Genomic DNA, 26,792 nt, shown 5'->3' on the forward strand with positions numbered 1-26,792 from the left:
CGATTTTGGAACGAACCGACCCTAGTCGCCGAGAATGGCCTTCACGGGGTGGGTGTGCGCGGGAGTCGCCGCGGCTGGCGGCAGCGGCCGCGGCTCGGGCACGGTGGCGCAGACCCCGTCCGGCCGGTGCCCGGAGTGCCGCTCGGCGCCGCCGGGGACGCTGCCGTCGCGCAGGTAGGCGGCCAGGTGCCGGTCCACGCAGATGTTGTCCCCCAGCGACACCCCGTGGTTGCCCCCGGCCTCGACCAGCAGCCGGGAGGTCGGGAACCGCTCGCGCACCCGCAGCGCGCCGGCGTAAGGCGTGGCGGCGTCGTGCCTGGACTGGACGAGCAGGATCGGCGGCAGGTGCGCGACGTCGCCGACGCGGACCGGCGCGCCGCCCTTCTCCGGCCAGAAGGCGCACGGCGCGTTGTACCAGGCGTTGGCCCAGGCCATGAACGGCGCCTTGGCGTTCACCTTGGCGGTGTCGGACTGCCAGCGCGCCCAGTCGCGCGGCCACTCGGCGTCACGGCACTGCACCGCGAGGTAGACGGCGTAGTTGTTCTCGGCGGCGGCGTCGTGGTCGACGTGGCGCAGGTAGGCGGCGACCAGGCCCTCGGCCTGCCCCTTCTTGGCGTAGGCGGCGAAGGCGGCGGCGAACTGCGGCCAGACGGCGTTGGTGTACCCGCCGACCGTGAAGATGTCGTCCAGTTCGCTCGGGCCGACCATGCCGCCGGCGGGCCGGGCGGCGAGCCGGCGGCGCACCGCGTACCACGCCTCGGTGACCGCGGTCTCGGTGCCGCCCAGGTGGTAGGCGTCGTCGTGCCTGGCGACCCAGGCCAGGAACTGGCGGTGCCGCCGGTCGAAGGCGTAGTCCTGGGCGATGTTGGCGTCGTACCACACCCCCTCGGGGTCGACCACGCTGTCGAGCACCATCCGCCTGACCCGTTGGGGGAACAGCGTCGCGTACACCGAGCCCAGGTAGGTGCCGTAGGAGTACCCGAGGTAGCTGATCTTGTCTTCGCCGAGCGCCCGCCGGATGGCGTCGATGTCGCGGGCGGTGTTCTCCGTGGTCATGTGCGGCAGCAGCCACGACCAGCGCGCGCCGCACGCCTTCGCGTACCCCTTGGCGCGGGCGAGCAGCGCGGCCTCGGCCGCGTCGTTCCCCGGCACCTGGTCCAGTCGCGGCGCGGCGAAGTGCTTCTTGGGGTCGACGCAGTGGAGCGCCGGCTCGCTGGCCCCGACGCCCCGGGGGTCGAAGCCGATGACGTCGTACCTGGAGGCGACGTCCTTGGGCAGGGCCGCGGCGACGTACCGGGCCAGGTTCACGCCCGGCGCGCCGGGACCGCCGGGATTGACCAGCAGCACGCCGAGCCCGCGCCGGCGGTCGTGGGACTGCGCGCCCTTCACCCGGCTGAGCGCGAGGGCGATGCTGCGCCCGTCCGGCCGGACGGGGTCGAGCGGTACGTCGAGAGACGCGCACTCGACCGTGACCAAGGTCTTCGGCCCGGGACACGCCGCCCATGCCGGGCCGTCGCCGGGGGCCGCGGCGGCCCCTCCCGTCAGCCCCGTGACCAGCAAGGCCACACCCGCCATGACACTGAAAACGCGCTTCACCCGTTGACTCCTCTGCTGCTGTGGCAGAGGCGATGTTTCCGGACGGACACGGGCGGTGACCGCCGACCCCGCCCAACGTTTACCAATCTGTAGTCATTCAATTGCGGTTTGTAATGATCCAGGCGGTCTTCGCCGGCCTCAACTGGGCAGGCGCTGGATCGCCACCATGGCGGCGTCGTCGCCGAGTCTGCCGCCGACGTACGCGAGCAGGTCGTCGCGGACATGCTCGACCAGCGTCTCGGGCCCGTCGCCCTCCCAGCTCTTCACCCGGTCGGCAAGGGGGTAGAAGCCGCCGCCCGGGCCGCGCGCCTCGATGACGCCGTCGGTGTAGAGCAGCAGCGTGTCGCCGTCCCTGAAGTCGAACGTCTCGACGTCGTAGGCCTGATCGGCCAGCTCGCCGAGGCCCAGCGGAGGGGCGGGCTTGGCCGCCTCCAGGATCATGACGTGGTGGTCGCGCAGCAGCAGCGGCGGCGGATGCCCGCAGTCGATCATGCCGACCACCGGCCGGTCATGGGGGATCTCCAGCACGGCGGCGGTGATGAAGTTCTCGTCGGCCTGGGTGAGATCGGCGGCGTGCTCGGTCATGTCGGCCCGCACGCTCTCGTCAAGATAGCGGGCCACGGCCGACAGGGTCGGGTGCAGGCGGGCGGCCTCGCGGAAGGCGCCGAGGAGCAGCGCGGCGTCGGACACCGAGGGGAGCCCCTTCCCGCGCACGTCCCCGATGACGACGCGCACCTGCGAATCGGTGCGCGCCACGGCGTACAGGTCACCGCCGATCTGGGCCTCCTCCTCGGCGGCGAGGTACATGGAGGCGAGCCGCAACCGCCCGAGCCGCGGGGGCAGCGGCCGGAGCAACGCCCGCTGCGCGGCCTCGGACACCGACCGCACGCGCGTGAGGACCTTCTGGTGCCGGTCGCGCAGGTGGGAGAACAGCACCAGGAACGCCGTGACCATGACGGTCGCGGCGAACTGCGTCTGCACGGGACGCGTCCAGAGCAGATCGTCGTAGATGTCGAGGAAGATCTGGACGGCGATGGTCAGCGCGCCGATCATCGTCGTGACCCAGGGCCCGGCGAAGGAGGCGGTGACCGCGGGAGCCGCGATCAGCAGAGGACTGAGCACGATCTCGCGCGGGGTCGAAAGGTCGGCGACGGTGATCGCCACGATCACCGCGAGCGGGATCGCCACCAGCCCGTGACTTTGGAGCCACGACCGGCGCGGATCAGAAGCCCGCCGCCTGTACCGCACCCTTCCATGCATACACCAGCGCGACCTTGCGCCGGCAACCCGCCACCATCCTCACCAGCGCGAACACCGGCCACCGGCCTTCGCCGCCGCCCGGAGTGCGCTCAGGCCGACGACGGCCTCCGCGCTGCGGGAAACTCCTGCCGATGGGCCCGCCGGCCGGACGCTCAGCCGACGACGACCTGCGGGCCGACGGACGCTCAGCCGGTGGCCTGCGAGGCCGGGGAGCTCAGCTGACGATGACCTGCGGGCCGGGGGCGTCGTCGTCGTCGAGGTCGACCTCCACGCCCATCTCTTCGGCCAGGCGCAGGGCCTCCTCGATCAGGGTCTCGACGATCTGCGACTCGGGGACGGTCTTGACGACCTCGCCCTTGACGAAGATCTGGCCCTTGCCGTTGCCCGAGGCGACGCCCAGGTCGGCCTCGCGGGCCTCGCCGGGGCCGTTCACCACGCAGCCCATCACCGCCACCCGCAGCGGGACCTTCAGCCCGTCGAGCCCGGCGTGCACCTGCTCCGCCAGGGTGTATACGTCGACCTGGGCGCGTCCGCAGGAGGGACAGGAGACGATCTCAAGCCCGCGCTCACGGAGGTTCAGCGACTCCAGGATGCCGATGCCGACCTTGACCTCCTCGACGGGAGGCGCCGAAAGCGAGACCCGGATCGTGTCGCCGATGCCCTCGGCGAGCAGGGCTCCGAAGGCCACCGCCGACTTGATCGTGCCCTGGAACGCCGGGCCGGCCTCGGTCACGCCGAGGTGAAGCGGATAGTCGCACTGCGCCGCGAGCAGGCGGTACGCCTGGATCATGACGACGGGGTCGTGGTGCTTCACCGAGATCTTGATGTCGCGGAAGCCGTGCTCCTCGAACAGCGAGCACTCCCACAGCGCCGACTCGACCAGTGCTTCGGGGGTCGCCTTGCCGTACTTGGCCATCAGGCGCGGATCGAGCGAACCGGCGTTGACGCCGATGCGGATCGGGACGCCGGCGTCCGCGGCGGCCCTGGCGATCTCACCGACCTTGTCGTCGAACTTCTTGATGTTGCCCGGATTCACCCGGACGGCCGCGCATCCCGCCTCGATGGCGGCGAAGACGTACTTCGGCTGGAAGTGGATGTCGGCGATCACCGGAATCTGCGACTTGCGCGCGATGGCGGGCAGCGCGTCGGCGTCGTCCTGCGAGGGCACGGCCACGCGGACGATCTGGCAGCCGGACGCGGTCAGCTCGGCGATCTGCTGCAGCGTGGAGTTGACGTCGGCGGTCAGCGTGGTGGTCATGGACTGCACCGTCACCGGCGCGCCGCCGCCGACCGGCACCGACCCCACCATGATCTGCCGCGACACCCGCCGCTCGGCGATCGGCTTGCTCCGTACCGAGGGAATCCCTAGATCAACAGATGTCATCTTTTTCCAGCACCTTGGTATTGGCGACGCGCTAAGACGTCCTCCAGTCTAGGGACCCGCGCGGACCGCTAGGCGCGGGACGCCGATGAACCCGGAGCTCCTGGCCACCTGTGATCCCCGCCACCCCCGGCCCCGGCCGGGACGGAAGGGCTACCCCGCCTGCGCGGCCACCAGCTCGCCGGCCCGGGCGCGGGCCCAGGCGTCGGCGTCCAGGACCTCCTCCACCGAGTCCGCGGGCGTCCTGGCGTGCTCGCCGACCACGGCGGCGACGGTGTCGACGATGCCGAGGAACGCAAGCCGGCCGGTCAGGAACGCCTCCACGCAGACCTCGTTGGCGGCGTTGTAGACGGCCGGCGCCGTGCCGCCCTGGGTGCCCACGTGCCGGGCCAGGGCCACGGCCGGGAAGGCCTGGTCGTCCAGCGGCTCGAACGTCCAGGTGTGGGCCTTGGTCCAGTCGACGGCCCTGGCCGCCCCCGGAACGCGCGACGGCCAGCCCAGCGTCAGCGAGATCGGCAGCCGCATGTCGGGCGGGCTGGCCTGCGCGATGGTGGACCCGTCGACGAACTCCACCATCGAGTGGACGACCGACTGCGGGTGGACGACCACGGCGATGCGGTCGAAGGGGATGTCGAACAGCAGGTTGGCCTCGATGACCTCCAGCCCCTTGTTGACCAGCGTCGCCGAGTTGAGCGTGATGACCGTCCCCATGTCCCAGGTGGGGTGCTTCAGCGCCTGCTCGGGGGTCACGCCGGTGAGCTGCGCGCGCGCGTGCCCGCGGAACGGGCCGCCGCTCGCCGTGACCACGAGCCGTTGCACCTGCGCGGGGTCGTACCCCGAGGGCCCGGCCGCCCACAGGCACTGGGCGAGGGCGGAGTGCTCGGAGTCGACGGGCAGGATGCTGCCCGGACCCGCCAGGCGCTTGACCAGGGGGCCGCCGATGATGAGCGACTCTTTGTTGGCCAGGGCGAGCACCCGGCCCGCCGACAGCGCCGCGAGCGTGGAGGTCAGCCCGACGGCCCCGGTGATGCCGTTCAGCACGATGTCGCAGGGCCAGGCCGCGACCTGCGCCACCCCCTCGGCGCCCGCCACGATCGGCACCGGCCCGATCGCCTCGCGCAGCGCCGGGACGGCCCGCTCGTCGGCCACCGCGACGATCTCGGGACGGAGCCGCCTCACCTGGGCGGCCAGCGCGTCGACCTGGCCGCCGCCCGCGACGAGCCCGGCGACCCGGAAGCTCGCGGGATCGCGCTCGATGACCTCGAGGGCCTGGGTGCCCACCGAGCCGGTGGAGCCGAGCACGACGATCGAGCGCGGCTCGGCCGGGCGGGGCGGCCGCACGGGGCCGGGCCGATCGGCGGGGCGCGCCTGAGAGGCGCTCGCCGAGGGGGAGCCCGCCGGCGCGGCGCCCGCGGGACCTGCCGGTGCGGCGAGAGGGGTCTGCATGCCCCCATTATCGCGGCCCGCCCCCCGCCGCCTCGCCGCCCCTCCGGGCGGGCTCGGTGGAGGTCTTTTCCTGTCACCCCTGCGACGGGTGGGAAAGCAGCAGCTCAATGCCCGAAACCCGTCATACCCGTCTCGGTGAATAGCGAGAAATGCCGTATTCGCCCGCACTAACTTCCCGCGTCAGAGCACGGCACCCGAACACGCGGGAGCCGGGCACGCGTCCAGCGCCCCGCGCCGGCCCGCCACCCGGCTCCCGCGACCACCGCATGGAGGACCCCGCATGCATCGCACGGCACGACGTCTCATCCCCATCCTCGCGATCACCCCCCTGGCGGCGGCGGGAATCCTGCTGAACGCCTCGACCGCCGAGGCGGCCAAGCCGTCCGCCGCGCCCCGGCCCACCGTCCACGACGCGGCCGACACCACCAAGGAGCAGCGGGTCGTCAAGCAGTTCTGGACCCCCGCCAAGATGGCCGCCGCCAAGCCGCTGGACCTGGTGAGGTCGCGTGGCGGCCGCACGACCGCCACCCCCGGCGGCGGCAAGACGGTCGTCCTGCCTGCCCCCGGCTCGCACGCCGTGAAGCGCGCCGACACTCCGGCCGCGCCGACCGCCTCCCCCACCCAGGCCGCGCCCACCGCGCCGGCCACGCCCGCGCCCTCGGCGGCGCCCGAGTCGCCCACCCCCTCGCCCTCCCCTTCCCCCTCCGCGACCTCCTCGGCGTCCACGCTGGCGGCCCGCTCGTCGGGGGCCCCGTGGACGGCGGACGGCGTGATCACCCGTACCGAGGGACGGGTGTTCTTCACCTACCAGGGACGCAACGCCTCCTGCTCGGGCACGGCGGTCACCAGCGCCAACAAGAGCGTCGTCATCACGGCCGGGCACTGCGTGAAGCTCGGCGGCGCCTTCCACACCAACTGGGCGTTCGTCCCCGGCTACGACGCCGGCAGCCGCCCGTACGGCACCTGGGTCGCCACCAGCCTGCTCACCACGCCGCAGTGGAACGCGAGCGAGGACATGAACCACGACATGGCCGCCGCCGTGGTCGCCCCGCTGAACGGACAGCGCCTCGTCGACGTGGTCGGCGGCCAGGGTGTGGCCTTCAACCAGCCGCGCGGGCGGCAGATGTACGCGTTCGGCTACCCGGCCGCGAGCCCGTACAACGGCTCCAAGCTGATCTACTGCGGCGGCAGGGTGTTCAACGACTTCCTGGTCTCGACCGACCAGGGGCTGACCTGCGACATGACCGGCGGCTCCAGCGGGGGCGGCTGGTTCCTCAACTTCAGCGAGTCCACGGGCGCCGGGACGCTGAACTCGGTGAACAGCTTCAAGTACAACTTCGCCCCGTACTGGATGTTCGGCCCGTACTTCGGCCCGGAGGCGCAGGCGGTGTACACCGCGGCGCAGAACCAGGACGCCGCCTGATTTACCGAAAGTATCCGCAAGGCGACCTTGCGTAGTCCACACTCGGGATCCATGACCCCCATCCTCCCCCTGATCGCCGCCGCGTCGCTCGTCACGGGGCCCGCCGGCGCCGCGCCCGCCGACCGCCAGGTGAGCCCGGCGAGGGTGATCCACACTGACGCGGCCGAGGCGGCCGGGCAGGCCGCCTCGGCGGGGGTGGTCCAGCACGTGGCCGCCCTCACCGGGGCCGAGCAGCGCCGGGTTCTGACCTACTGGACGCCCCGCCGCATGGCGCGGGCGCTGCCCGGCGGCCTGCTCGGCGCGGTCGCCAAGATCGGCAGGCTGGGCTCCGGCGCGCTGCCGCTGCGCGTGGCCGGCGCCCGGCCGCCGGGGCACGGGCGGCCCGCGGCCCCGTCGCGGCCGACCCCGCCCTCACACCCGGCCGATCCGCCCCGCGAGAGGCCGGCCGGTGAAGGCCCTCCCGCTCGCGGCGGCGCGCCCGGCGTGCCCGGCGCGCCGTCGTCCTCGGCGGCCGGCGCTCGAACGCCGACCGTGAACACCAGCGCCGCGCGATGGTCGGCCGGAGGCGCGGTGACGCGCACCACCGGCCGGGTGTTCCTCACCATGCGCGGCGTCGACTACGTCTGCTCGGCCGGCGCGATCCGCAGCCGCAACATGGACGTCGTCCTCACCGCGGGCCACTGCGTCAAGGACGGCAAGGGAGCCTGGGCCGAGAACTGGACATTCGTGCCGGGGTACGAGTCGGGCAGCAGGCCCTACGGCGTGTTCACCGCCCGGCGGATGCTCGTGCCCGAACCCTGGTCGCGCAAGGGCGACGACAGCAGCGACCTCGGCATGGTCGCGGTGAATCCCTCAGGCGACCGCCACCTCGGCCAGATCGTCGGAGGCCAGGAGATCGGGTTCGGCGTGCGGCGCGGCGGGCGGGCGTTCGGGTTCGGCTTCCCCGCCGACCCGCCCTACGACGGCGAGCATCTGATCTACTGCTCCGGCGCGACGCACGCCGATCCGCACGGCCAGACCCGCGACCAGGGCATGCGCTGCGACCTCACCGCCGGGTCGAGCGGCGGCCCATGGCTGAGCTCCTTCGACCCGGCGACCGGGCAGGGGGTGGTGACCTCGGTGAGCAGCTTCAAGTACAGCGACGACGCCGGCACCATGTACGGGCCCTATTTCGGCGACCAGGCCCGCCGGCTGTTCGAGGCGGCGCAGAGAGCCTGATGTGACGGCGAACCGGGCACCGAAGGACGCGGCCTGCTCACAACGCCAGGCCGGTGAGCACCATGACCTTCTCGAAGGTGTAGTCCTCCATCGCCGAACGCAGGCCCTCACGGCCGATGCCCGACTCTTTGAGGCCGCCGTAGGGCATCTGGTCGGCGCGGTAGGACGGCACGTCGCCGATGATCACACCGCCGACCTCCAGTTCCTTGCCGGCGCGGAAGGCCACCTCAAGGCTGCGGGTGAAGACGCCCGCCTGCAGGCCGTACTTGGAGTCGTTGACGGCGTCGAACGCCTCGTCGACCGAGCCGACCGGCTCGATCACCAGCACCGGGCCGAAGACCTCCTCGCGGATGACCTTGGCGTCGCGCGGCACTTCCGCGAGGACGGTGGGGGCGATGGTGGCGCCGTCCCTGCCGCCTCCGGTGAGCACCTTGCCGCCCGCGGCGACCGCCTCGGCCACCCACTGCTCGACCCGTTCCGCGGCCTCGACCGACACCAGCGGCCCCACCTGCGTCTTGTCGTCGGCGGGGTCGCCGACGACGAGGCTCTCGACGGCGGCGACGAGCTTGGCGGTGAACGCCTCGGCCACCGGCTCCTCGACGATCACCCGCTGGACGGCGATGCAGCTCTGCCCGGCCTGGTAATTGGAGAACAGCGCGACGCGGGTGGCCGCCCAGTCGAGGTCGGCGTCGGCGAGCACGACCGCGGCGGCGTTCCCTCCGAGTTCCAGCGTCACGTGCTTGCGCGGCACCCGGTCCTTGATGGCGAAGCCGACCGGGCCCGAGCCGGTGAACGACACCACCGGCAGGCGCGGGTCGTCGACCAGCGCGCCGGCGCGGTCGTTGGGCACCGGCAAGATCGAGAACATGCCCGCCGGCAGGGCGGTCTCGGCGAGGATCTCGCCGAGCAGCAGCGCCGACAGCGGGGTCGCCGGCGCCGGCTTGACGATCACCGGCGCGCCGGCCGCGATGGCGGGCGCCACCTTGTGAGCCACCAGGTTGAGCGGGAAGTTGAACGGCGTGACGGCCAGCACCGGCCCGTACGGCTGGCGCGAGACATAGGCGAGACGACCGTTCGCGGCCGGCTCGGTGTCGAGCCGCTGGACGTCGCCGCTGAAGCGCCGGGTCTCCTCGGCGGCGAAGCGGAAGGTGGAGACCGCGCGGCCGACCTCGCCGCGCGCCCAGAAGATCGGCTTGCCGTTCTCGGCGCTGATCAGCCGGGCGATCTCCTCCGAGCGTTCCGCCAGGCGGCGCGAGACATGGGCCAGCGCCTCGGCGCGCACGTGGATCGGCAGGGCGGCGGCCTCCTTGCGGACGGCGTGCGCGGCCGCCACCGCCTGCTCAACCTGGTTCTGGGTCGGCACCGAGCCGACGCCGACGACACGGCCGTCGTGGGGATTGGTCACCGTGAGCTCGTCATCGCCCGTCGCGGGCGACCCGGCGAGCCAGAAGGGGCGTACGTCCATAAGCCGACGCTATGCCTTCCCGTGGTCCTGGGCGCTACTCCAGTACGGACAAGTGCCCGCTCGGACCGCTACATTCCGCATAAGATACGTTCTTTCCCCGTTCTGTAACGAGCATGCCGCAATCTCGGGATGTTTCTGTCGCATGACGGTTTGAAGGTCGCGACACATGGTTAAGTCAACATGCGGGTCCGCGCGGGACCCGCAGGGAGAAGGGGCTGAGTCGCTCATGGGTTCGCCTGCGCCGCTCGGTCTCCAAGGCGCCTATGAGCCGGGCAGCCAGAGCTCCCAGGACGAGCTGCGCGCCCGCCTGATCACGGTGGCCGGAGAGCTGCTGGTCACCCGCGGCGCCGACAGCCTGACGGTGCGGCGCATCGCCGCCGAGGCAGGGTGCGCCGTCACGGTGGTGTACACCATGTTCGGCAACAAGGAGGGGCTCGCCGAGGCGCTCTACCTTGAGGGCTTCGAGCGGTTCCGCCGCAGGCTCGCGGCCGTCCCCCGCCACAACGACCCTCTCGAGTACCTCACCTCCCTCGGTCCGGCCTACCGCGAGGCGTGCCTGGCCGAGCCGGGCTACTACAGCGTGATGTTCGAGAAGGCGATTCCCGGCTTCGAGCCGAGCGAGCGGGCGCGCACGCTCGCACGGGCCGCGGTGAACATCCTCGACCGGGCCATCGTCGACTGCATCGCGGCCGGCTACCTGGTGCCCACCCAGCCGCGCAAGATCGCCGACTGCCTGTGGGCGGCGGCGCAGGGCGCGGTGAGCCTCGAACGCGCCGGGCACCTGCGCGACGACCTGGTCTACACCTCGGTCACCCTGGCCGCCATCAGCCGCTATCTGGTCCGCAAGGACACCCTGCCCGTCACCTACTGAGCGTGCCGCCCGCCTCAGCGCGGGCCCGGGGCGGGGGCCGCGAGGGCGACCCAGAGCTCCGCGCGCACGGCGGGGTCGTCCAGGTCACGGCCGAGCAGTTCGGCGACCCTGCGCATCCGGTAACGCAGCGTGTGCCGGTGGATGCCGAGCCGCTGGGCGGCCGCGTCCCAGTGGCCGTTGCACGCGAGGTAGGCGCGCAGCGACTCCACCAGGTCGGCGCGCGAGCCGTACTCGCGCAGCGGGGCCAGCAGCGAGGCGGCGAACCCGGACAGCAGGCCGGGGTCGACCAGGGTGAGCAGCCCTTGCCCCGCGAGGTCGGGAAAGCGCATGACCGGTCCGGCCGAGGCGAGGGCGCGCTGCGCCTGGTCCAGCCCGGTGCCCAGGGAGGACAGGTCCACCGGCTCGCTCACCCCGACGCGTCCGTCCCGGGCCGCCGTCTCGATCACGGGCCCGGCCGCGGCCTCGGGCACCAGGGCGATCACGAGTTCGTCCCATGGCGCGGTGAACCCCGGCAGGGCGTCCTGGAGCTCCTCCGCGTCGCCCGGGTCGCAGGCAAGCACCACGATGGGCCCGCCTTCCATGAACGCCGCCTCGGCCCGGCCGCCGGGCAGCGCGACCAGGGTCTCGCGGGCGGCCTGACGTTCACCTGCCAGCAGCAGGCGCAGCACGGCGGCGCGGACGCGGCGCACCGCGGCGAGGCGTTCACGGCGGTGTTCCATCGAGAGGGCGAGCAGCGAGCCGGCGGTGTTGACGACGGTGTGCCCGACGGGCGAGAAGGGCCGTCGGGCGCCGACCGCGAAGAAGCCGCTGACGCGCCGCTGGTCTCCGAGCGGCTGGACGATCACGTTCTCGTGCGGCCCTGACAGCGCGAGGGTGGCGGGCGCGCCGCCGGGGGCGCGCAGGCGGCCGAGCTCGCCCCGCACCGCGGCGACGCCCTCGTCCGCGCCGTCCCCCACCGCGTGCAGGACGCTTCCCGTCTCGTCGAACAGCGCGGCCCAGCCGTGGATCTCCTTGGCCAGCCGCCTGACCACCGCCGCCATGCCGCCCGCCCGCAGCGCGGCGCGGGTCAGCCTTCCCTGGGCGGCGAAGGCGTCACCGAGCTCCTCGTACCGCTCGGCGGCGAGCATCTCGCTGACGGCCTTGCCGATGGAGATGAACGGCGTCTCCCTCGGCACCTCGACCAGCGGGAGCCCGGCGCCGGCGGCGGCCTCGACCAGTTCCGGCGGCACGCTCTCGTGGCCGAGCCCCACGCCGAACCCCAGGCCGGCGACTCCCCGGCCGACCAGCCGCGAGACGTAGGCTCGCGCGTCTCGGGGCTGGAGCCGCATGCCGGTGGTGAGGACCAGTTCGTCGCCTTCCAGGAAGGGGGTCGGGTCCTCCAGCTCGCTCACCGCGACCCAGCGCACCGGCCGTTCCAGCGCGTCCTTGCCCGCGCGCACCCGCAGCCGCAGCGGCGCGAGCGCCACCACCCGCCGCAGGGTCGGAGCCATGCCACTCCCTCAGACAGCCGAGTTGTACAACTTGGACAAGCCGGATCGACATATTGTGACATGTCGCCAGGTCGGCACTCGGACGCGACGGCCGTAACGTCACAGGCATGAGCATCGAGCGTGAGGTACAGCAGCAGCCGGGCGTGGCCCCCGACCAGCCCATCACGCAAGGCGGGCCCACCCTGCCGCAGGAACGCCGCCTGGTGACCGAGATCCCCGGCCCGAAGTCCCGCGAGATGTTCGCGCGCAAGCGGTCCGCCGTGCCGCCGGGCATCGGCACCACGCTGCCGGTGTTCGTGACCCACGCGGGCGGCGGCGTGCTCGTGGACGCCGACGGCAACTCCCTCATCGACTTCGGCTCGGGCATCGCGGTGACCACGGTGGGCAACGCCGCGCCGCGCGTGGTGGAGCGGGTGCGCAAGCAGGTCGCCGACTTCACCCACACGTGCTTCATGGTCACTCCGTACGAGTCCTACGTGGAGGTCTGCGAGCGGCTCAACGCCCTCACCCCCGGCGACCACGAGAAGCGCTCGTTCCTGGTCAACTCCGGCGCCGAGGCCGTGGAGAACGCCGTCAAGGTGGCGAGGCACGCCACCGGCCGCCAGGCGGTCGTCGTGTTCGACCACGGCTACCACGGCCGCACGCTGCTCACCATGACGCTCACCGCGAAGAACATGCCCTACAAGCACGGGTTCGGCCCGTACGCCCCCGAGGTGTACCGCATGCCGATGGCCTACCCGTTCCGGTGGCCCACCGGCCCGGAGAACTGCGCCGAGGAGGCCGCGGCCCAGGCGATCGACGCGATCGACAAGCAGATCGGCGCGCGGAACGTGGCCGCCATCGTGATCGAGCCGATCCAGGGCGAGGGCGGCTTCATCGAGCCCGCCCGGGGCTTCCTGCCCGCCCTGCTCGCGTACGCCAAGGCTAACGGCATCGTGTTCATCGCCGACGAGGTGCAGACCGGCTTCGCCCGCACCGGCCGGATGTTCGCCTGCGAGGACGAGGGCGTCGTGCCGGACGTCATCTGCACGGCCAAGGGCATCGCGGGCGGCCTGCCGCTGGCCGCCGTCACGGGCAGGGCCGAGCTCCTGGACGCCGTCCACGTCGGCGGCCTCGGCGGCACCTACGGCGGCAACCCCCTGGCCTGCGAGGCCGCGCTGGCCGTTCTCGACACCATCGAGGCCGACGGCCTGGTGGAGCGGGCCCGGCAGATCGGCTCCGTCATGCTCCCCCGCCTCCACGCGCTGGCCGAGCGGTTCGACATCATCGGGGACGTGCGCGGGCGCGGCGCGATGATCGCCATCGAGCTGGTCGTGCCGGGGTCCAAGGAGCCGGACGCGGCGATCACCGGTGAGATCGTCCGGCGCTGCCACGCGGAAGGGCTGGTCGTGCTCACGGCGGGCACCTACGGCAACGTCCTGCGTTTCCTGCCGCCGCTCTCCATTCCGGACACCCTGCTGGAGGAGGGCCTGTCCATCCTGGAGAAGGCCATCGCGTCCGTTTAGGATCACCACAAAAGGGGCACCCGGCTTTTGCCTAGGTGTCCCTTTTGTCATTGAACGGGCGGGGCGAGGGCGGCGATTTAACCGGTCCTTGACATCGCCCTAGTCGATCACTGTGGGTAATGGGGTTATAACGGTTCGGGTAGGAGCCATTCGATCCACGGGAGCGTGATGAGCTGGGAACCGACCGGAGCGGCACGGCTCGATCTGATGTTCGACCCACATGATCTGACCGGCCCGCAGCGCGAAGGGGACGCCTGCGTGGTCTGCCACAAGAAGTGGCCGAGACCCCGGGTGCGCGTCGGCCGGCTTCCGGACGACGCCCCCGTCATGGCCTGCGAGGACTGCGCACAAGCACTGCTGCCCGCGACCCCCGCGCCACGGCAGAAGCCCTCCCCCCGCAGAGCGGCCCTGCCCTGACCACGGGGCGCGCCGGGCTCACTGCTCGCGCATGCCCCACGGGGAGCCGTACTCGTTGAGCAGGTCCAGGAACGGCACAGGGTCGAACGCCTCGGGGCCGAGCACGCCACGTCCCTTCCAGGCGCCGCGCGCGAGCAGTTCGAGCGCCACGACCGGCTGGACCGCGGTCTGCCACACCACCGCCTGGGACCCGTACTCCCGCATCGACCATTCGTTGTCCACGACGTGGTAGAGGTAGACCTCGCGCGGCCGGCCGTCCTTCCCGGCGCCCTTGATCCAGGCGCCCGCGCAGGTCTTGCCGCGCATCCGGTCGCCCAGGGTCGCCGGGTCGGGCAGGGACGCGGCCACCACGTCGCGCGGGGAGACCTCCACGCCCTTGATCCGCACCGGCTCGGTGGAGTCCAGGCCGAGCTTGTGCAGCGTCCGCAGCACCTCGATGAACTCGGCGCCGAGACCGTACTTGAACGTCACCCGGCCTGCCTTCACCCAGCGCGGGACCAGCAGCACCTCCTCGTGCTCGACGTTCACGCACTCGACCGGGCCGATGCCCTCGGGGAAGTCGAACACCTCGGGCTCGCTGAACGGCTCGGTGGTGTGCCAGCCGCCGTCCTCCCACACCACGGGCGGGTTCAGGCACTCCTCGATCGTGGTCCAGATCGAGAAGGTGGGCGCGAACGCCTCCTGCCCGCCGGGTCCCTCGACGACCAGGTCGGCGCCGTCGCGGATGCCGATCTCGTCGATGCTCTCGAAGAGGTGGTCGGCCGCGTACCTGGCGAACACGTCGGCCAGACCCGGCTCGACGCCCATGCCGACCAGGGCCAGCCTGCCCTCCGCCTCCCAGCGCGGCGACATGGCGAACTGCTCGTCTCCGAGCTTGACGCCGGGCAGCTCGTACGGCCGCGAGGGATGGGGCCGCGACAGGGACATCGCCATGTCCAGATAGTCGGCGCCCGCGGCCAGGGCGGCGCGGAACAACGGCATGTCGAACCGGGGGTCGACGGCGTTGAACAGCACGTCGCAGCGGTGCTCGCGCAGGGCCGCCTCCACCGCCGCCTCGTCGGAGGCGTCCAGCCCGATCGCGCTGAACCGTCCGGAGGCGGCCGCCCGTTCTGAGGCGGCCGCCTGTCTGGAGGTCGCCGGACGTTCAGGGACGGTCACCCGTTCAGAGGCCGCCCGCCCGGGGACGGTCACCCGTTCGGGCGCCCGGTCAGCGGCCTCCATCTGTTCGGAGACGACGGCCTCGGCGCGTGAGCGGTCATAGTCGGCGACGACGATGTGGTCGAAGAAGTCACGGCGGGCGGCGATCGGGACCACGGCGGAACCCACGCCTCCCGCACCCACGAGAAGGATGCGCATGCGGCGACGATACCAACTGACTGGTTGACCAATCAATGTTTTGCCCGTCGCCCACCCGTCTCCTCACCACGGATTCCGTCGCCATCGGCCCATACGAGCGACCAGAAGAACCGCCCTCAGCCGATAAGGCGACCGATGCGGCAGACAGGCCCGGACTCGGCGGCACGGGCGCGCACGCCGGCGGGAGGCGGGACGAAGGAAGGCGCTCCGGGTGTCGGGGGAGCATCCGGAGCGCCTTCGGCAGGTGGCGCCCATCGGGGGAACGGGCGCACCCGCGTCCTTCTCATGTGCCGGTGAACAGCGCCCCGTCTATTCCACAAGCGAGCGCCATCTGGCCGCCCACTCGGCATAGTCAGTGCATTCCCCGTCCCGGTCCGTGCAATCGCTTCCCGGGAGAACGGCGAACTCGACCTTCTTCCCAAAGGAGTCGTCGGTGACCCGGAACGCCGCGCAGAGGCCCTTCGCCAGCCTGGCCTGACCGTCCGCCGCTCTTCCCTCGCCTTCGAAGGCGCACGCCTTGGGGTTGGCCGGTGCCAGCAGGTTCCACACCGACGCCTGTTGCTGCGACTCCTTCGAAGAGGCCCAGTTGATCCAGCGGTAGGCGCAGTTCGGCGACGCGGCCCGCGCGGAGATCATCCAGGAGTCCGCCCAGCCGGTCACCGGCTCGCCCTTCACCGCCTTCACCGGATGGCCGGCCTTGCGCAGCCCGTCCAGCTGGGAGGGCAGGGTGCGCGCGGCATCCACCGACCCACCGGCGAGCCGCTGCAGCGCCTGGATCGGCCTCTTCCAGTACGACCGCTCGCCGCCCCGCTCGCCGAGGAGCGCCGTCGCCGCGTCCAGCTGGGGCCGGGTGAGGTTGAACGGGTCGCCGATGCCGAGCTTCGGCCGTTCGCGCTTGAGCGCGAGCGCGGCGTCGGCGATGGTCATCGGGCTGTCCTTGAGCGTGACCGGCCCGCGGCCGGAGTACAGCGCGCCGCCCCCCGGCGGACGCGTCCTGCCGCTGTCGTACAGCGTCGTGTACCACCCCCACAGATATGGCACGCCGTACACGCGCGAGCCGGCCGTGACCGCGCGCTGCGTGCGCAGCCACTGGGGGATCTCGTCGTAGTGCGACAGGAGCGAGGTGGTGATCGGGGCGACCTTCCGCTCGGCGATCAGCCGCCCGCCGATCTGCGGAGGCGCCGACACCACGTCGAACGCGGTGCTCTCGGTCATCGCGTCCAGTTGGTCGTCGGACTGCGGGAAGCGCAGGTTGACCCGGCAGCCGGTGGCGCTCTCGAACGGCCCCACCCAGTTGTAGCTCGCACTGGTGCCGCCGTACTCGGCGTAGCCCCGGTAGGTCATGACCGTGACCGACCCCTCCCCCGGCCCGAGGGCCTTGGCGGACGGCGAGGGCGCGACCGCCGGAGTGGGCGAGGCGGACGGCGAGGGCGTCCCGGCGGGGGACGCGAAGCCGGAGGCGGACGCGGATGGGCCGGGCGTCGTCACCGAGGTCACCTGCGCCTGGCGCCCCACCGCGCCGCACCCGGTGAGCGCGACGGCGGCCGAGGCGAGCAACGCCGCCGCCGACCGGCGACGACTTCTGCGCATGCTCACGTCGGCCGCCCCCCATCTCCGCTTCCTGCTGGGCAGCCTACCGGCCCGGGGAGCGCGTCAATCGCTGGTGGGGAACCCGAGGTTCACGCCGCCGTGGCTCGGGTCCAGCCAGCGCGAGGTGACGACCTTCCCCCGGGTGTAGAAGTGGACGCCCTCGGTGCCGTGGACGTGCGTGTCGCCGAACAGCGACGCCTTCCAGCCGCCGAAGCTGTAGAAGGCCATCGGCACGGGGATCGGCACGTTGATGCCGATCATGCCGACCTCCACCTCGTTCTGGAAGCGCCGCGCCGCGCCGCCGTCGTTGGTGAAGACGGCCGTGCCGTTGCCGTACTCGGTGCCGTTGATGATGCGCAGCCCCTCCTCGTAGGAGGGAACCCTGATCACCGACAGCACCGGCCCGAAGATCTCGTCGCGGTGCACGGCGGAGCCCGGCGTGACGTGATCGATCAGCGTCGGGCCGAGCCAGAAGCCGGGCGTCCGCGCGGCGGTCGCTCCGCCCTTGATCGGCGTCTCCCGCCCGTCGACGACCAGCTTGGCCCCTTCGGCGAGCGCGGCGTCCAGGTAGGAGGCCACCTTGTCGCGGTGCGCCTCGGTGACCAGCGGGCCCATGTCGGCGTCCGGGTCGTCGCCGGGGCCGATGGTGAGCCCGCTCATCCGCTCGACGATCTTGGCGACCAGCTCGTCGCCGACCGGGTCCACGGCGAGCACCACCGAGATCGCCATGCACCGCTCGCCCGCCGAGCCGAAGCCGGCGTTCACCGCCGCGTCGGCGACCAGGTCGAGGTCGGCGTCCGGCAGCACCAGCATGTGGTTCTTGGCGCCGCCGAGCGCCTGCACCCGCTTGCCGTGCCGGGTGCCCGTCTCATAGACGTACCGGGCGATCGGCGTGGACCCGACGAAGGAGACGGCCCGCACGTCCGGGTGCTCCAGCAGCCGGTCGACCGCCGCCTTGTCGCCCTGGACGACGTTGAACACCCCGTCGGGCAGCCCGGCCTGCTTCCACAGGGACGCCATCAGCAGCGATGCCGACGGGTCGCGCTCGGAGGGCTTCAGCACGAAGGTGTTCCCGCAGGCGATGGCGATGGGGTGCATCCACATGGGCACCATCGCCGGGAAGTTGAACGGGGTGATCCCGGCGGCGACGCCCAGCGGCTGCCTGATCGAGAACGAGTCCACGCTGGTCGAGACGTTCTCCGAGAAGCCGCCCTTGAGCAGGTGCGGGATGCCGCACGCGAACTCCACGACCTCAAGGCCCCTGGTCACCTCGCCGAGCGCGTCGGAGCGCACCTTGCCGTGCTCGGCGCTGATCAGCGCCGCCATCTCGTCGCGGTGGGCGTGCGACAACTCGCGGAACCGGAAGAGGATCTGCGCCCGCTTCACCAGCGAGGTGTCCCGCCAGGCGGGGAAGGCGGCCGCCGCGGCGGCCACCGCCGCGTCGACGTCCGCCGGACCGGCCAGGTCGACCCGGGCGCTCACCTCGCCGGTGGCCGGGTTGAAGACCTCGCCCTGCCTGCCGGAGCCGCCCGGCGCCGCCGCGCCGCCGATCCAGTGGGTGATCCGTCTCACCGCCTCCGCCTGGGTCGCCTCGTCGTCCCGCGGTCGCTGGTCGAGCGGTCCCCGCACCGGCCCGTCGTTCACTTGCCCGTCTCCCCGTTGATCGTCTCCAGCGCGGTGAGGATGATGCCCAGCCCCTCGCGCGCCTCTTCCTCGCTGAGTGTCAGCGGCGGCGCCATGCGCAGCACGTTGCCGTACAGGCCGCCCTTGCCGGCCAGCAGGCCGAGCTTCTTGGTCTCCTCCATGAACCGGGCGGCCAGCGCCGGTGAGGGCGCGCCGGTGCCCGGGTCGACCAGCTCCAGGGCGAACATCAGGCCCTTGCCCCGGACGTCGCCGACGATCGGCAGCCGGCCCTTGGCGGCGCGCAGCCCGTCGATGAGGATGGCGCCGGTGGTGGCGGCGCGTGTCTGCAGGTCGTGATCCAGGACGTAGTCGAGGGTGGCGTTGGCCGCCGCCATGGAGATCGGGTTGCCGCCGAAGGTGGCGAGGCCGATGGCGTGCGGCGCGTCCATCAGGTCGCCGCGCGCGACCACGCCGCCGACCGCGAAGCCGTTTCCGAGCCCCTTGGCGAAGGTCATCATGTCCGGTGTGACGCCGTGGCCCTGGATGCCGAAGAAGGCCGAGCCGGTGCGGCCCCACCCGGTCTGCACCTCGTCGGAGATGAAGAGGATGCCCTCCTCGTCCAGCACCTCTTTGTACGCCTTGAACAGCCCGTCGGGCGCCATGGTGAAACCGCCGACGCCCTGGATCGGCTCGGCGATGAGCGCGGCGACGTCGTTCGATACCGCGGTGGCGAGCACGTGCCGCAGGTCGTCGACGCAGGCCGCGATGTAGTCGGCGTCGGACAGGCCGCGGAACTGAGTCAGGTGGCGGTCGGCGCCGTGCAGGAAGTGGACGTTCAGCGGCGACAGCGAGTTGTTCTTCCAGCTGCGGTTGCTGGTGACCGAGATGGCCCCGAAGCTGCGGCCGTGGTAGCTCTGGCGCATGGCCAGCACCTGGTCGGACCTGCGGGCGTAGGTCGCGAGCAGCAGAGCCGTCTCGTTCGCCTCGGTGCCGGAGTTGGTGAAGAAGACCTTGGCGTTCTCGATGCCCGACAGCCTGGCGATCTTCTCGGCGAGCTCGACCTGGGCGCGCAGGAGGTAGACGGTGCTGGTGTGCACGACTCCCGTGGCGAGCTGGCGCTCGACCGCGTCACGGACCTCCGGGACGTCGTACCCGATCATGTTGGTCAGGATGCCGGCGAAGAAGTCGAGGTAGCTGTGGCCTTCGGCGTCGACGACGCGGTTGCCCTTCCCTCGAACGATCTCGATGGGCTCGTCGTAGTAGAGGGACAACCAGTTGGGCATGACCGCACGATGGCGCGGAAGCAGGTCGGACATAAACCGATTATGTCCATTCGAGGCCATCGCTCCCACCTCCAAGGTGTCGGCGTACCTCGAAATCACCTTACATGCTGCTAGTGCCAGGCTAAAATGTCGTGCACTCAGGTGAACTTAATGTCCGGACATTAAACCTTGATCGTACGGATGCCACGCTTGGACCTCACGCTTCGGACCTCACGCTTGACGTGACGGGAGGACGTGACGGTTCGACGGACAGAGGTCCCGCCCACGCGTGTGACCGCATGGGCGCGACCATCAGGTGGCCGTGTGCGCTCAAACGGCCTTCTCCGTTGCGGGCGCACTTCTCGGCCTCATGCGACCTTCTCCGGCTCGGGCTGGGCCACGGGCGCGGGGCGGCCCGGGCGCAGGACGGTGAAGGCCAGCGCGGCGGCCGCCAGGGTGAAGGCGACCCCGACCCACGAGCCGAACGACATCGCGGACACGAACGCCTCCCTGGCCGTGCTCGCCAGCCCCGCGTCGCCCATCTGCAGCGCCGCGCCGATCGAGTCGCGGGCCGCGTCCGGCGCGGCGTCGGGCATGCGCGCGGTGTAGACGCCGGCGAGCACGCTGCCGAGGATCGCCACGCTGAGCGCCATGCCGACCTGCTGGACGGTGTCGTTCAACGCCGAACCGGCCCCCGCGTACTCCGGCGGCACCGCGCCCATCAGCGTCGCGTACGCCGCCGGACCCGCGAGGCCGCCGCCGATGCCCATGACCAGCAGGCCGGCGATCAGCTTGCCGTAGCCGTCGGCCGGGCCGATCATGCCGAGCACCGCGAAGCCGCCCGCCATCACGGCCATGCCTCCGGCGATCAGCACGCGGTTGCTCACCCGCTGCCCCAGCCCGGCGCCCACTCCGTTGAAGATCGCCGCCGCCACCGCGTACGGCAGGAGCGCCAGACCGGCCTTCATGGGCCCGTAGGACAGGACGAACTGCAGGTACTGCGTGAGCATGAGCAGGAGCGCGCCGGTGCCGAAGGACATCAGCACGATGGAGAACGACGACCCGCTGAAGTCGCGGTCGCGGAACAGGGTCAGCGGCAGCATCGGATGGTCCGTCCTGCGCTCCCAGACCACGAACGCGCCGAGCGCCACGACGGCGACCGCGATCGCGGTCACCGATCCGGTCGAGCCCCAGCCGTCACGGGGCGCCGCGATCACCACGTACACCAGCGCGGTCATGCCGATCGTCGACAGCAGCGCGCCGGCCGGGTCCGTACGGCGGGCCTTCGCGCGGGACTCGGGCATCAGCAGCACCGCGGCGACGACGGCGACGGCGGCGATCGGCACGTTCAGCAGGAACACCGAACCCCACCAGTAGTGCTCCAGCAGGAACCCGCCGAGCGTCGGACCGGCGATCACGCCCACCATGGCGACGGCGCTCCAGGCCGCGAACGCCTTGCGGCGCTCGGACTCGTCGAAGACCGTGATCAGGATGGACAGCGTGCTGGGCATCAGGAACGACCCGCCCACGCCCATCAGCGCGCGGGCGCCGATGAGCTGCCACGGCTCCTGCACGAGCGTCGCGATCAGTGAGGCCACGCCGAACGCCACCAGGCCGATGATCAGGAATCGCCGGCGGCCGTACCGGTCGGACAGGCTGCCCGCGGTCAGCAGCAGGCCGGCGAAGGCCAGGACGTAGGCGTCGATGATCCACTGGACGTCCGCGGGACTCGCGCCGAGGTCGCGGATGAGCGACGGGATGGCCAGGTTGAGCACCGTGTTGTCGACGACGAGCACCAGCAGGCTCACGCACAGCACGCCGAGGATCCACCAGCGGCGCGGATGCTTGGCCGGGGTCCGTCCACTCTCTTCTCGTACACCGTTCGAGTTCACTCGCACAGCGTACGATACGCCTCGCACAGTGTGCGAGAGAATTATCCTGGAGAGAACGAAGGAGTCCGCGCACGTGCCGCCCAAACAACGCTTCATCTCGGTCTGGTCCCGTCAGAGCGCGCAAAGACCCGCGCCCGTCCGCGAGCAGCCGGCGCTGAGCCGCGAGCAGATCGTCAAGGCGTCGATCGAGCTGCTCGACGCCGAGGGCCTCGACGCCCTCAGCATGCGCAAGCTCGGCTCACGCCTCGGCTCCGGCGCGACCAGCATCTACTGGCACGTCTCCAACAAAGATCAGCTGCTCGAACTGGCGTTGGACGAGATATACGCCGAGGTGCGCCTTCCCGACGCCGCCACGGCCGGCTGGCACGACACCGGGGCGGCGTTCGCCTACGGGATGCGCCACGCGGTGCTCCAGCACCCGTGGTCGGTCACGCTCATCGGCTCCATGCCGAGCATCGGGCCCAACGCGCTCAATGCGGTCTCCACGCTGTCCACCGCCTTCGAGCTCGGCGGCTTCACCGGCGTGACCCTCGACTTCGCCGTCAGCTCGATCGTCTCCTACACCCTGGGCGCGACCACACCCGAGGCCATCTGGGTCAACACCGTCGGCCGCGCCGGCGCCGACCAGGCCGAGTGGGTGGCCGACATGAGCGCCCAGCTCCACGTCGCCGGCGCCGAGCATCCTGAACTGCTCGCCCGCTACGACAGCCTCCACGACCTCGACATCACGCAGATGCGCCGTCTCAGCTTCGACTACGGACTCTCCGCCCTCCTGGACGGCCTGGCGCTCCGCCTTCGCCAAACCTGACCGACCCAGCCTCCCGCGGGCCCTCAACCGACCGGCCCGCATCCGGTCGACCCGTGTCCGACGCCGCCCGGCATCCAGGCGCCGGCATCCAAGCGAGCCGGCGAGGGGGTCTCCTGGAGGGCGGGGACTTAGGACGCTGGACAGGACATCGGCTGCCATCCACGGCGATCACCGCATAACGGTCAGACCGTATGTCAGTTAGCGAACGGCCGCTATTACACCGTGATCGGCTAGGCTCGGAAATATGCTACCGACCTTGGCCGACGTCCTCGCCCTGGACGCCGTCCGCCGAGGCAACCCGCGCGTGGTGGCGGGGTCCGACCGGCTGGACACGCGCGTGCGCTGGGTCCACGTCGGCGAGGTCAGCGACATCGCCCATCTGCTGCGCGGCGGCGAGCTCATCCTCACCACGGGCGTCGCCCTGCCCGACGAGGCGGGCAAACTCGCCCAGTACATCGCCGACCTGACGAGCGTGGGCGCCTCCGGCCTGATCGTCGAGCTCGGGCGCAGGTTCATCGGCGAGCTGCCCCGCGCCGTCGTGGACGCCGCGGAGACCCACGGGCTGCCGCTCGTCACCCTCGCGCGCGAGACGCCGTTCGTGCAGATCACCGAGTCGGTGCACGCCCGCATCATCGACATCCAGCTCGAAGAGCTGCGCGCCTCCGAGCAACTGCACGAGGTGTTCACCGAGCTGTCGGTCGAAGGCGCCTCCCCCGCCGACGTGCTGGCCCAGGTCTCCCGCCTCTCGGCCCGGCCCGCGATGCTGGAGAACCTCGCCCACCAGGTCCTCGCCTGCGAGTCCGCCGGGCGCGACACCGGCATCCTGCTCGCCAACTGGGAGGCCCGGTCGCGCGCCGTGGCCCCGCGCGAACGCACAGCCTACGACCCCTCGTCGGGCTGGCTGGTCACGATGGTCGGCGCGCGCGGCCACGACTGGGGGCGGCTCATCATGCTCTGCGAGTCGCCGCCGAGCCCGCGTGACATCGTCCTCGCCGAACGTGCCGCGACCACGCTCGCCCTCGGGCGGCTGCTGGAGCGCCACCAGGAGAGTCTGGAGCGCCAGGCACACGGCACGATCATCGCGGGCATCCTGACCCACGCGTACGCCGACCCTGAGGATGCCGCGGCACGCGCACGCGCGGTCGGCGTCCCGCTCACCGGTCGCAAGCTCATCAGCGTCGTGCTCCGTCTCGCCGAGCCGCCGGCCGAGACCGTGCTCAACCTGCAGGCCAAGCTGGGCGAGCTGGCCGAGGCCGCGGCGGCCGCCTGCCGGGACGCCAAGCTGCCCGCCCTCGTCGGCGCGCTCGATCAGAACCGCGTCGGAGTCCTGCTGCCGCTGCCCCCGCGCACGCTCGCCGAAGGCGCGCTCACCACCCTGGCCGAACGGCTCCGGACGACCTTCACCATCCCGTTCGTCCTTGCCGCCGGCTCGGTCGTCGAGTCGGTCAAAGAGGTGCGGCGCAGCTTCCTCGAGGCCGAGCAGGTCGCCGAGGCGGCCGCGCGCCAGCCCGACCGCCGCCCGTTCTACCGCCTGCCCGACCTGCGCCTTCGTGGCCTGCTCCACCTGCTGCGGGACGACGCTCGGCTGCAGACCTTCGCCGAACGCGAGCTCGGCCCGCTGCTCGCCCACGACGCCCACCGGGGCGGCGACCTGACGGGCATCCTGCGCATCTACCTGGACGCCGGACGCAACAAGGCCGTCGCGGCGCAGCGAGCACACCTGTCCAGGCCCGCGTTCTACGACCGGCTCCGGCGCCTCGAACGCGTCCTGGACACCGACCTCGACGACGTCGACTCCTGCCTGTCCCTCCACGTCGCCCTTCTGGCGCTGGAGTCCTTCCGCAGAGAGATCCGCTGACCGCCGCACGCACGACCATCGCCGCGGCGACAGCGGGTCACATTCTCGTAGACGTTGGCGTGTTTACCCGTACTTGACGATCCACAGCAAAGACGATGGTGCATTGAGGATCAGATCACCCACGGGAGCCCTTGATGCCACGTCGTCTCGTCGCCGGACTTGCCGCTCTGTCCTTCGCCGCTGTCGCGGTCCCGTCACCGGCGACGGCGGAGTCGACGAAGAACGCGCGGCCGGCACTGACGAAACCGTTGGCGGGGGCGGCGGCCACACCCGCCCGGTCAGGGCTTCCGGCGTCGAATTTCCCTCTGGGGCAGCCGGGAAAGGCGGCCCAGAAGCAGAAGGCGGTCGCGAAGGGCATCGACCTGTTCACCGTCGTCCACGGGAAGCCGACCGACGGATACACGGTGTCGGTGCTCATGAGCGGCAAGGACTACGGCACGCGCGAACAGGCCGAAACCGCCGCTCAGGCGGTGCAGGCCGCGGGACTCCCCGCGGGCATCCAGGAATTCACCCGACCGGCCGTCGCGGACTTCCCGGCGAACGTCAGCTACATGGTGCGCGTCGGCATGTGGAAGCTCGACGAGCGGTCCGAGGCCGAGAAGATCGTCAAACAGCTCGGCGGATCCGGCGTCAAGGCGAAGGTCGACTTCCTCGGCGACGACGGTTTCCAGACCACCGGCCCCTGGGACATGCGCGTCCTCACCATCGACCCCCGAGCGTTCACCGGCTCCTACCGCGCCAGCATCGGGACGAGCGTCGCCAAGCGCGAGACCACGTCTTCGATGGCCAAGAAGGCGGGCGCGGTCGCCGCGGTCAACGGCGGCTTCTTCAACATCCACACCGCGAAGAACCTCCGAGGCGAACCCGTCGGCATCTCCGTCGTGAACGGCCGCCTGCTGAGCGAGGCCGTCCTCGGCCGCAGCGCCCTCATCCTGAAGGGGCACAGCGCCCGCATCTCCGAAGTCGCGACCACCGTCACGGCCACTTCCGCCGACGGCGAGAAAATGGTCGTCAACGGCGTCAACCGCGTCGCCGCGCCGGACGAGCTGGTGCTCTACACCGAGGAGTTCGGCGAGAAGACCCCCGCCGACGAAGGCGCCGAAGCGGTTCTCGACGCCAAGGGCCAGGTCCTCGAACTGCGCCCCGCGGGCGGCAAGGTGGCCGCCGGCACCAGCGTTCTGCACGGCACCGGCATCATGGCCGACTGGATCTGGTCCCACGCCTGGGAAAGCTGGAGCCTGAAGATCACCACTAAGGTCACCGACATGCGCTCCGGCAAGTCCGTCCCGCTCACACCCGAGACGAACATCATCGGCGGCGGTGTCGGCCTCGTCCGCAACGGCCGCGAGCACGTCACCGCCCAGGCCGACGGTCACGCGAACGTGAACATGATCCTGCGCCGCCACCCTCGTACACTCGCGGGCGTCACCAAGTCGGGTCAGCTCATCCTCGCCGTGGTTGACGGCCGCAAGCCGGGCGTCACCGTCGGAGCCTCGATGGTCGAGGCCGCGCACCTGATGCTCTGGCTCGGCGCCCGCCAGGCCATCAACCTCGACGGCGGAGGTTCGAGCGCGATGGTCGTCAAGGGCAAGGTCGTCAACCACCCCTCCGACGGCTCCGAGCGCGGCGTGGGCGACGCCCTCCTCCTCGTCCCCTGACCAGTGGACGGGAACCGCTGAAAACGTTCGAAATCCCCTGACCGGTGAACGGGAACCGCACGGCTAGAGGCAACCATCTCCTCGTCCCTTGACCAGTGAGCGGAAACCGCTGAGACCGTTCGCACACGGCAAGGGGAACCCATTGCCGCATCGCTGAATCTCCGGGCGAACCCCTGCGGCCGAGAAGATCGTCAAACCGCTCGGCGGATCCGGCGTCTCCACCGTTCGGCCGGCAGCACGTGGCACATGTCGAGGTGAGCGGGCCCCCAGCGGCGGTCGAAGCCGGGCGACGCGCGATTCGGCATGGAGCAGGACTCCTGGCCCTCATCCGAGACGGATACGCCCTCGCAGTCCGGCGCCTGCCGCTCCCGCCAGGAGGAGGGAGGCACGCCCATCTCCTTCTCCAGCGCCACACACTGAGCAGCCATGAAGCGATCTGGGCATCACGTTGGACATCGAGCCCTCAATCAGGCGTGAAGCCAAGCGAAGAAAGGCCGGTAAACGCAGGAAAGCCACCCACACCGTGGATGGCTCACCTGCACACAACTACCTATAAAATTTTGTCCGGCGGTGTCCTACTCTCCCACACCGTCCCCGGTGCAGTACCATCGGCGCTGGAAAGCTTAACTTCCGGGTTCGGAATGTAACCGGGTGTTTCCCTTCCGCTATGACC

Annotated in this window: 19 protein-coding genes and 1 rRNA gene; 8 read left to right on the forward strand and 12 right to left on the reverse strand. The window is 71.4% G+C overall.

The genetic code is table 11. From position 1 onward, the window contains the following. Positions 1 to 21: 21 nt before the first annotated feature. From ACFO60_RS02905 to dxr, 4 genes are all read right to left on the reverse strand, one after another. The gene (locus ACFO60_RS02905; protein WP_380836376.1) at positions 22 to 1,596 is read right to left on the reverse strand and encodes an alpha/beta hydrolase; all 1,575 of its coding nucleotides are present in this window, start codon (positions 1,594 to 1,596) and stop codon (positions 22 to 24) included. A gap of 138 nt (positions 1,597 to 1,734) precedes the next feature. Beyond that, on the reverse strand, positions 1,735 to 2,784 hold the full coding sequence (locus ACFO60_RS02910) for a PP2C family protein-serine/threonine phosphatase (RefSeq protein ID WP_380836378.1): 1,050 nt from the start codon (positions 2,782 to 2,784) through the stop codon (positions 1,735 to 1,737). Positions 2,785 to 3,070: 286 nt separating this feature from the next. Then, positions 3,071 to 4,240, reverse strand: coding sequence for a flavodoxin-dependent (E)-4-hydroxy-3-methylbut-2-enyl-diphosphate synthase (gene ispG, locus ACFO60_RS02915; protein WP_380836380.1), 1,170 nt, complete (start codon positions 4,238 to 4,240; stop codon positions 3,071 to 3,073). Between the two features lie 150 nt (positions 4,241 to 4,390). Further along, on the reverse strand, positions 4,391 to 5,683 hold the full coding sequence (dxr, locus tag ACFO60_RS02920) for a 1-deoxy-D-xylulose-5-phosphate reductoisomerase (protein ID WP_380836382.1): 1,293 nt from the start codon (positions 5,681 to 5,683) through the stop codon (positions 4,391 to 4,393). Between the two features lie 280 nt (positions 5,684 to 5,963). On the opposite strand from dxr, the gene ACFO60_RS02925 reads away from it, so the two are divergent. Together ACFO60_RS02925 and ACFO60_RS02930 are read left to right on the forward strand one after the other, a co-directional pair. Next, positions 5,964 to 7,106 (forward strand): trypsin-like serine peptidase, encoded by a 1,143-nt coding sequence (locus ACFO60_RS02925; protein WP_380836384.1) that lies wholly within the window; start codon positions 5,964 to 5,966, stop codon positions 7,104 to 7,106. Between the two features lie 51 nt (positions 7,107 to 7,157). After that, a complete protein-coding gene (locus ACFO60_RS02930; protein ID WP_380836386.1) occupies positions 7,158 to 8,324 on the forward strand; it encodes a trypsin-like serine peptidase in 1,167 nt (388 codons plus the stop codon). A 37-nt stretch (positions 8,325 to 8,361) separates the two neighbouring features. Here the strand turns inward: ACFO60_RS02930 and ACFO60_RS02935 are convergent, their stop codons facing one another. After that, complete coding sequence (locus ACFO60_RS02935) at positions 8,362 to 9,789, reverse strand: aldehyde dehydrogenase family protein (protein WP_380836388.1); 1,428 nt, start codon at positions 9,787 to 9,789, stop codon at positions 8,362 to 8,364. A 226-nt stretch (positions 9,790 to 10,015) separates the two neighbouring features. On the opposite strand from ACFO60_RS02935, the gene ACFO60_RS02940 reads away from it, so the two are divergent. Next, positions 10,016 to 10,660 (forward strand): TetR/AcrR family transcriptional regulator, encoded by a 645-nt coding sequence (locus tag ACFO60_RS02940; RefSeq protein WP_380836389.1) that lies wholly within the window; start codon positions 10,016 to 10,018, stop codon positions 10,658 to 10,660. Positions 10,661 to 10,674: 14 nt separating this feature from the next. Here ACFO60_RS02940 and ACFO60_RS02945 read toward each other — a convergent pair whose 3' ends face one another. Beyond that, complete coding sequence (locus ACFO60_RS02945; RefSeq protein WP_380836391.1) at positions 10,675 to 12,150, reverse strand: PucR family transcriptional regulator; 1,476 nt, start codon at positions 12,148 to 12,150, stop codon at positions 10,675 to 10,677. A 107-nt stretch (positions 12,151 to 12,257) separates the two neighbouring features. Here ACFO60_RS02945 and gabT point away from each other — a divergent pair, with 107 nt between their 5' ends. Together gabT and ACFO60_RS02955 are read left to right on the forward strand one after the other, a co-directional pair. Beyond that, positions 12,258 to 13,655: a 4-aminobutyrate--2-oxoglutarate transaminase gene (gene gabT, locus ACFO60_RS02950; protein ID WP_380836393.1), complete on the forward strand. Its 1,398-nt coding sequence runs from the start codon at positions 12,258 to 12,260 to the stop codon at positions 13,653 to 13,655. Positions 13,656 to 13,823: 168 nt separating this feature from the next. Continuing rightward, entirely contained in the window at positions 13,824 to 14,072 is a 249-nt protein-coding gene (locus tag ACFO60_RS02955; protein WP_380836395.1) for a hypothetical protein, read from the forward strand. 18 nt (positions 14,073 to 14,090) lie between these two features. Here ACFO60_RS02955 and ACFO60_RS02960 read toward each other — a convergent pair whose 3' ends face one another. The 5 genes from ACFO60_RS02960 to ACFO60_RS02980 form a co-directional block, all read right to left on the reverse strand. After that, positions 14,091 to 15,428, reverse strand: coding sequence for a saccharopine dehydrogenase family protein (locus ACFO60_RS02960; RefSeq protein ID WP_380836396.1), 1,338 nt, complete (start codon positions 15,426 to 15,428; stop codon positions 14,091 to 14,093). A gap of 309 nt (positions 15,429 to 15,737) precedes the next feature. Further along, positions 15,738 to 17,018, reverse strand: coding sequence for an extracellular solute-binding protein (locus ACFO60_RS02965; RefSeq protein WP_380836458.1), 1,281 nt, complete (start codon positions 17,016 to 17,018; stop codon positions 15,738 to 15,740). 63 nt (positions 17,019 to 17,081) lie between these two features. Beyond that, positions 17,082 to 18,590, reverse strand: a complete 1,509-nt coding sequence (locus tag ACFO60_RS02970; RefSeq protein WP_380836461.1) for a CoA-acylating methylmalonate-semialdehyde dehydrogenase — start codon at positions 18,588 to 18,590, stop codon at positions 17,082 to 17,084. Between the two features lie 68 nt (positions 18,591 to 18,658). After that, positions 18,659 to 19,957: an aspartate aminotransferase family protein gene (locus ACFO60_RS02975; RefSeq protein ID WP_380836397.1), complete on the reverse strand. Its 1,299-nt coding sequence runs from the start codon at positions 19,955 to 19,957 to the stop codon at positions 18,659 to 18,661. Between the two features lie 314 nt (positions 19,958 to 20,271). Then, positions 20,272 to 21,795 (reverse strand): MFS transporter, encoded by a 1,524-nt coding sequence (locus ACFO60_RS02980; RefSeq protein ID WP_380836399.1) that lies wholly within the window; start codon positions 21,793 to 21,795, stop codon positions 20,272 to 20,274. A 73-nt stretch (positions 21,796 to 21,868) separates the two neighbouring features. Here ACFO60_RS02980 and ACFO60_RS02985 point away from each other — a divergent pair, with 73 nt between their 5' ends. From ACFO60_RS02985 to ACFO60_RS02995, 3 genes are all read left to right on the forward strand, one after another. Beyond that, positions 21,869 to 22,603: a TetR/AcrR family transcriptional regulator C-terminal domain-containing protein gene (locus tag ACFO60_RS02985; RefSeq protein WP_380836401.1), complete on the forward strand. Its 735-nt coding sequence runs from the start codon at positions 21,869 to 21,871 to the stop codon at positions 22,601 to 22,603. Positions 22,604 to 22,847: 244 nt separating this feature from the next. Next, positions 22,848 to 24,461: a PucR family transcriptional regulator gene (locus ACFO60_RS02990; protein WP_380836402.1), complete on the forward strand. Its 1,614-nt coding sequence runs from the start codon at positions 22,848 to 22,850 to the stop codon at positions 24,459 to 24,461. A 134-nt stretch (positions 24,462 to 24,595) separates the two neighbouring features. Next, positions 24,596 to 26,119 carry a phosphodiester glycosidase family protein gene (locus ACFO60_RS02995; protein WP_380836404.1) on the forward strand — a complete coding sequence of 508 codons (1,524 nt, stop codon included), beginning with the start codon at positions 24,596 to 24,598 and terminating at the stop codon, positions 26,117 to 26,119. A gap of 562 nt (positions 26,120 to 26,681) precedes the next feature. Here the strand turns inward: ACFO60_RS02995 and rrf are convergent. After that, positions 26,682 to 26,792: ribosomal RNA gene (rrf, locus tag ACFO60_RS03000) — 5S ribosomal RNA — on the reverse strand; the annotation flags it as partial.

Source organism: Sphaerisporangium dianthi (genome assembly GCF_042654065.1).
GTDB lineage: Bacteria > Actinomycetota > Actinomycetes > Streptosporangiales > Streptosporangiaceae > Sphaerisporangium > Sphaerisporangium dianthi.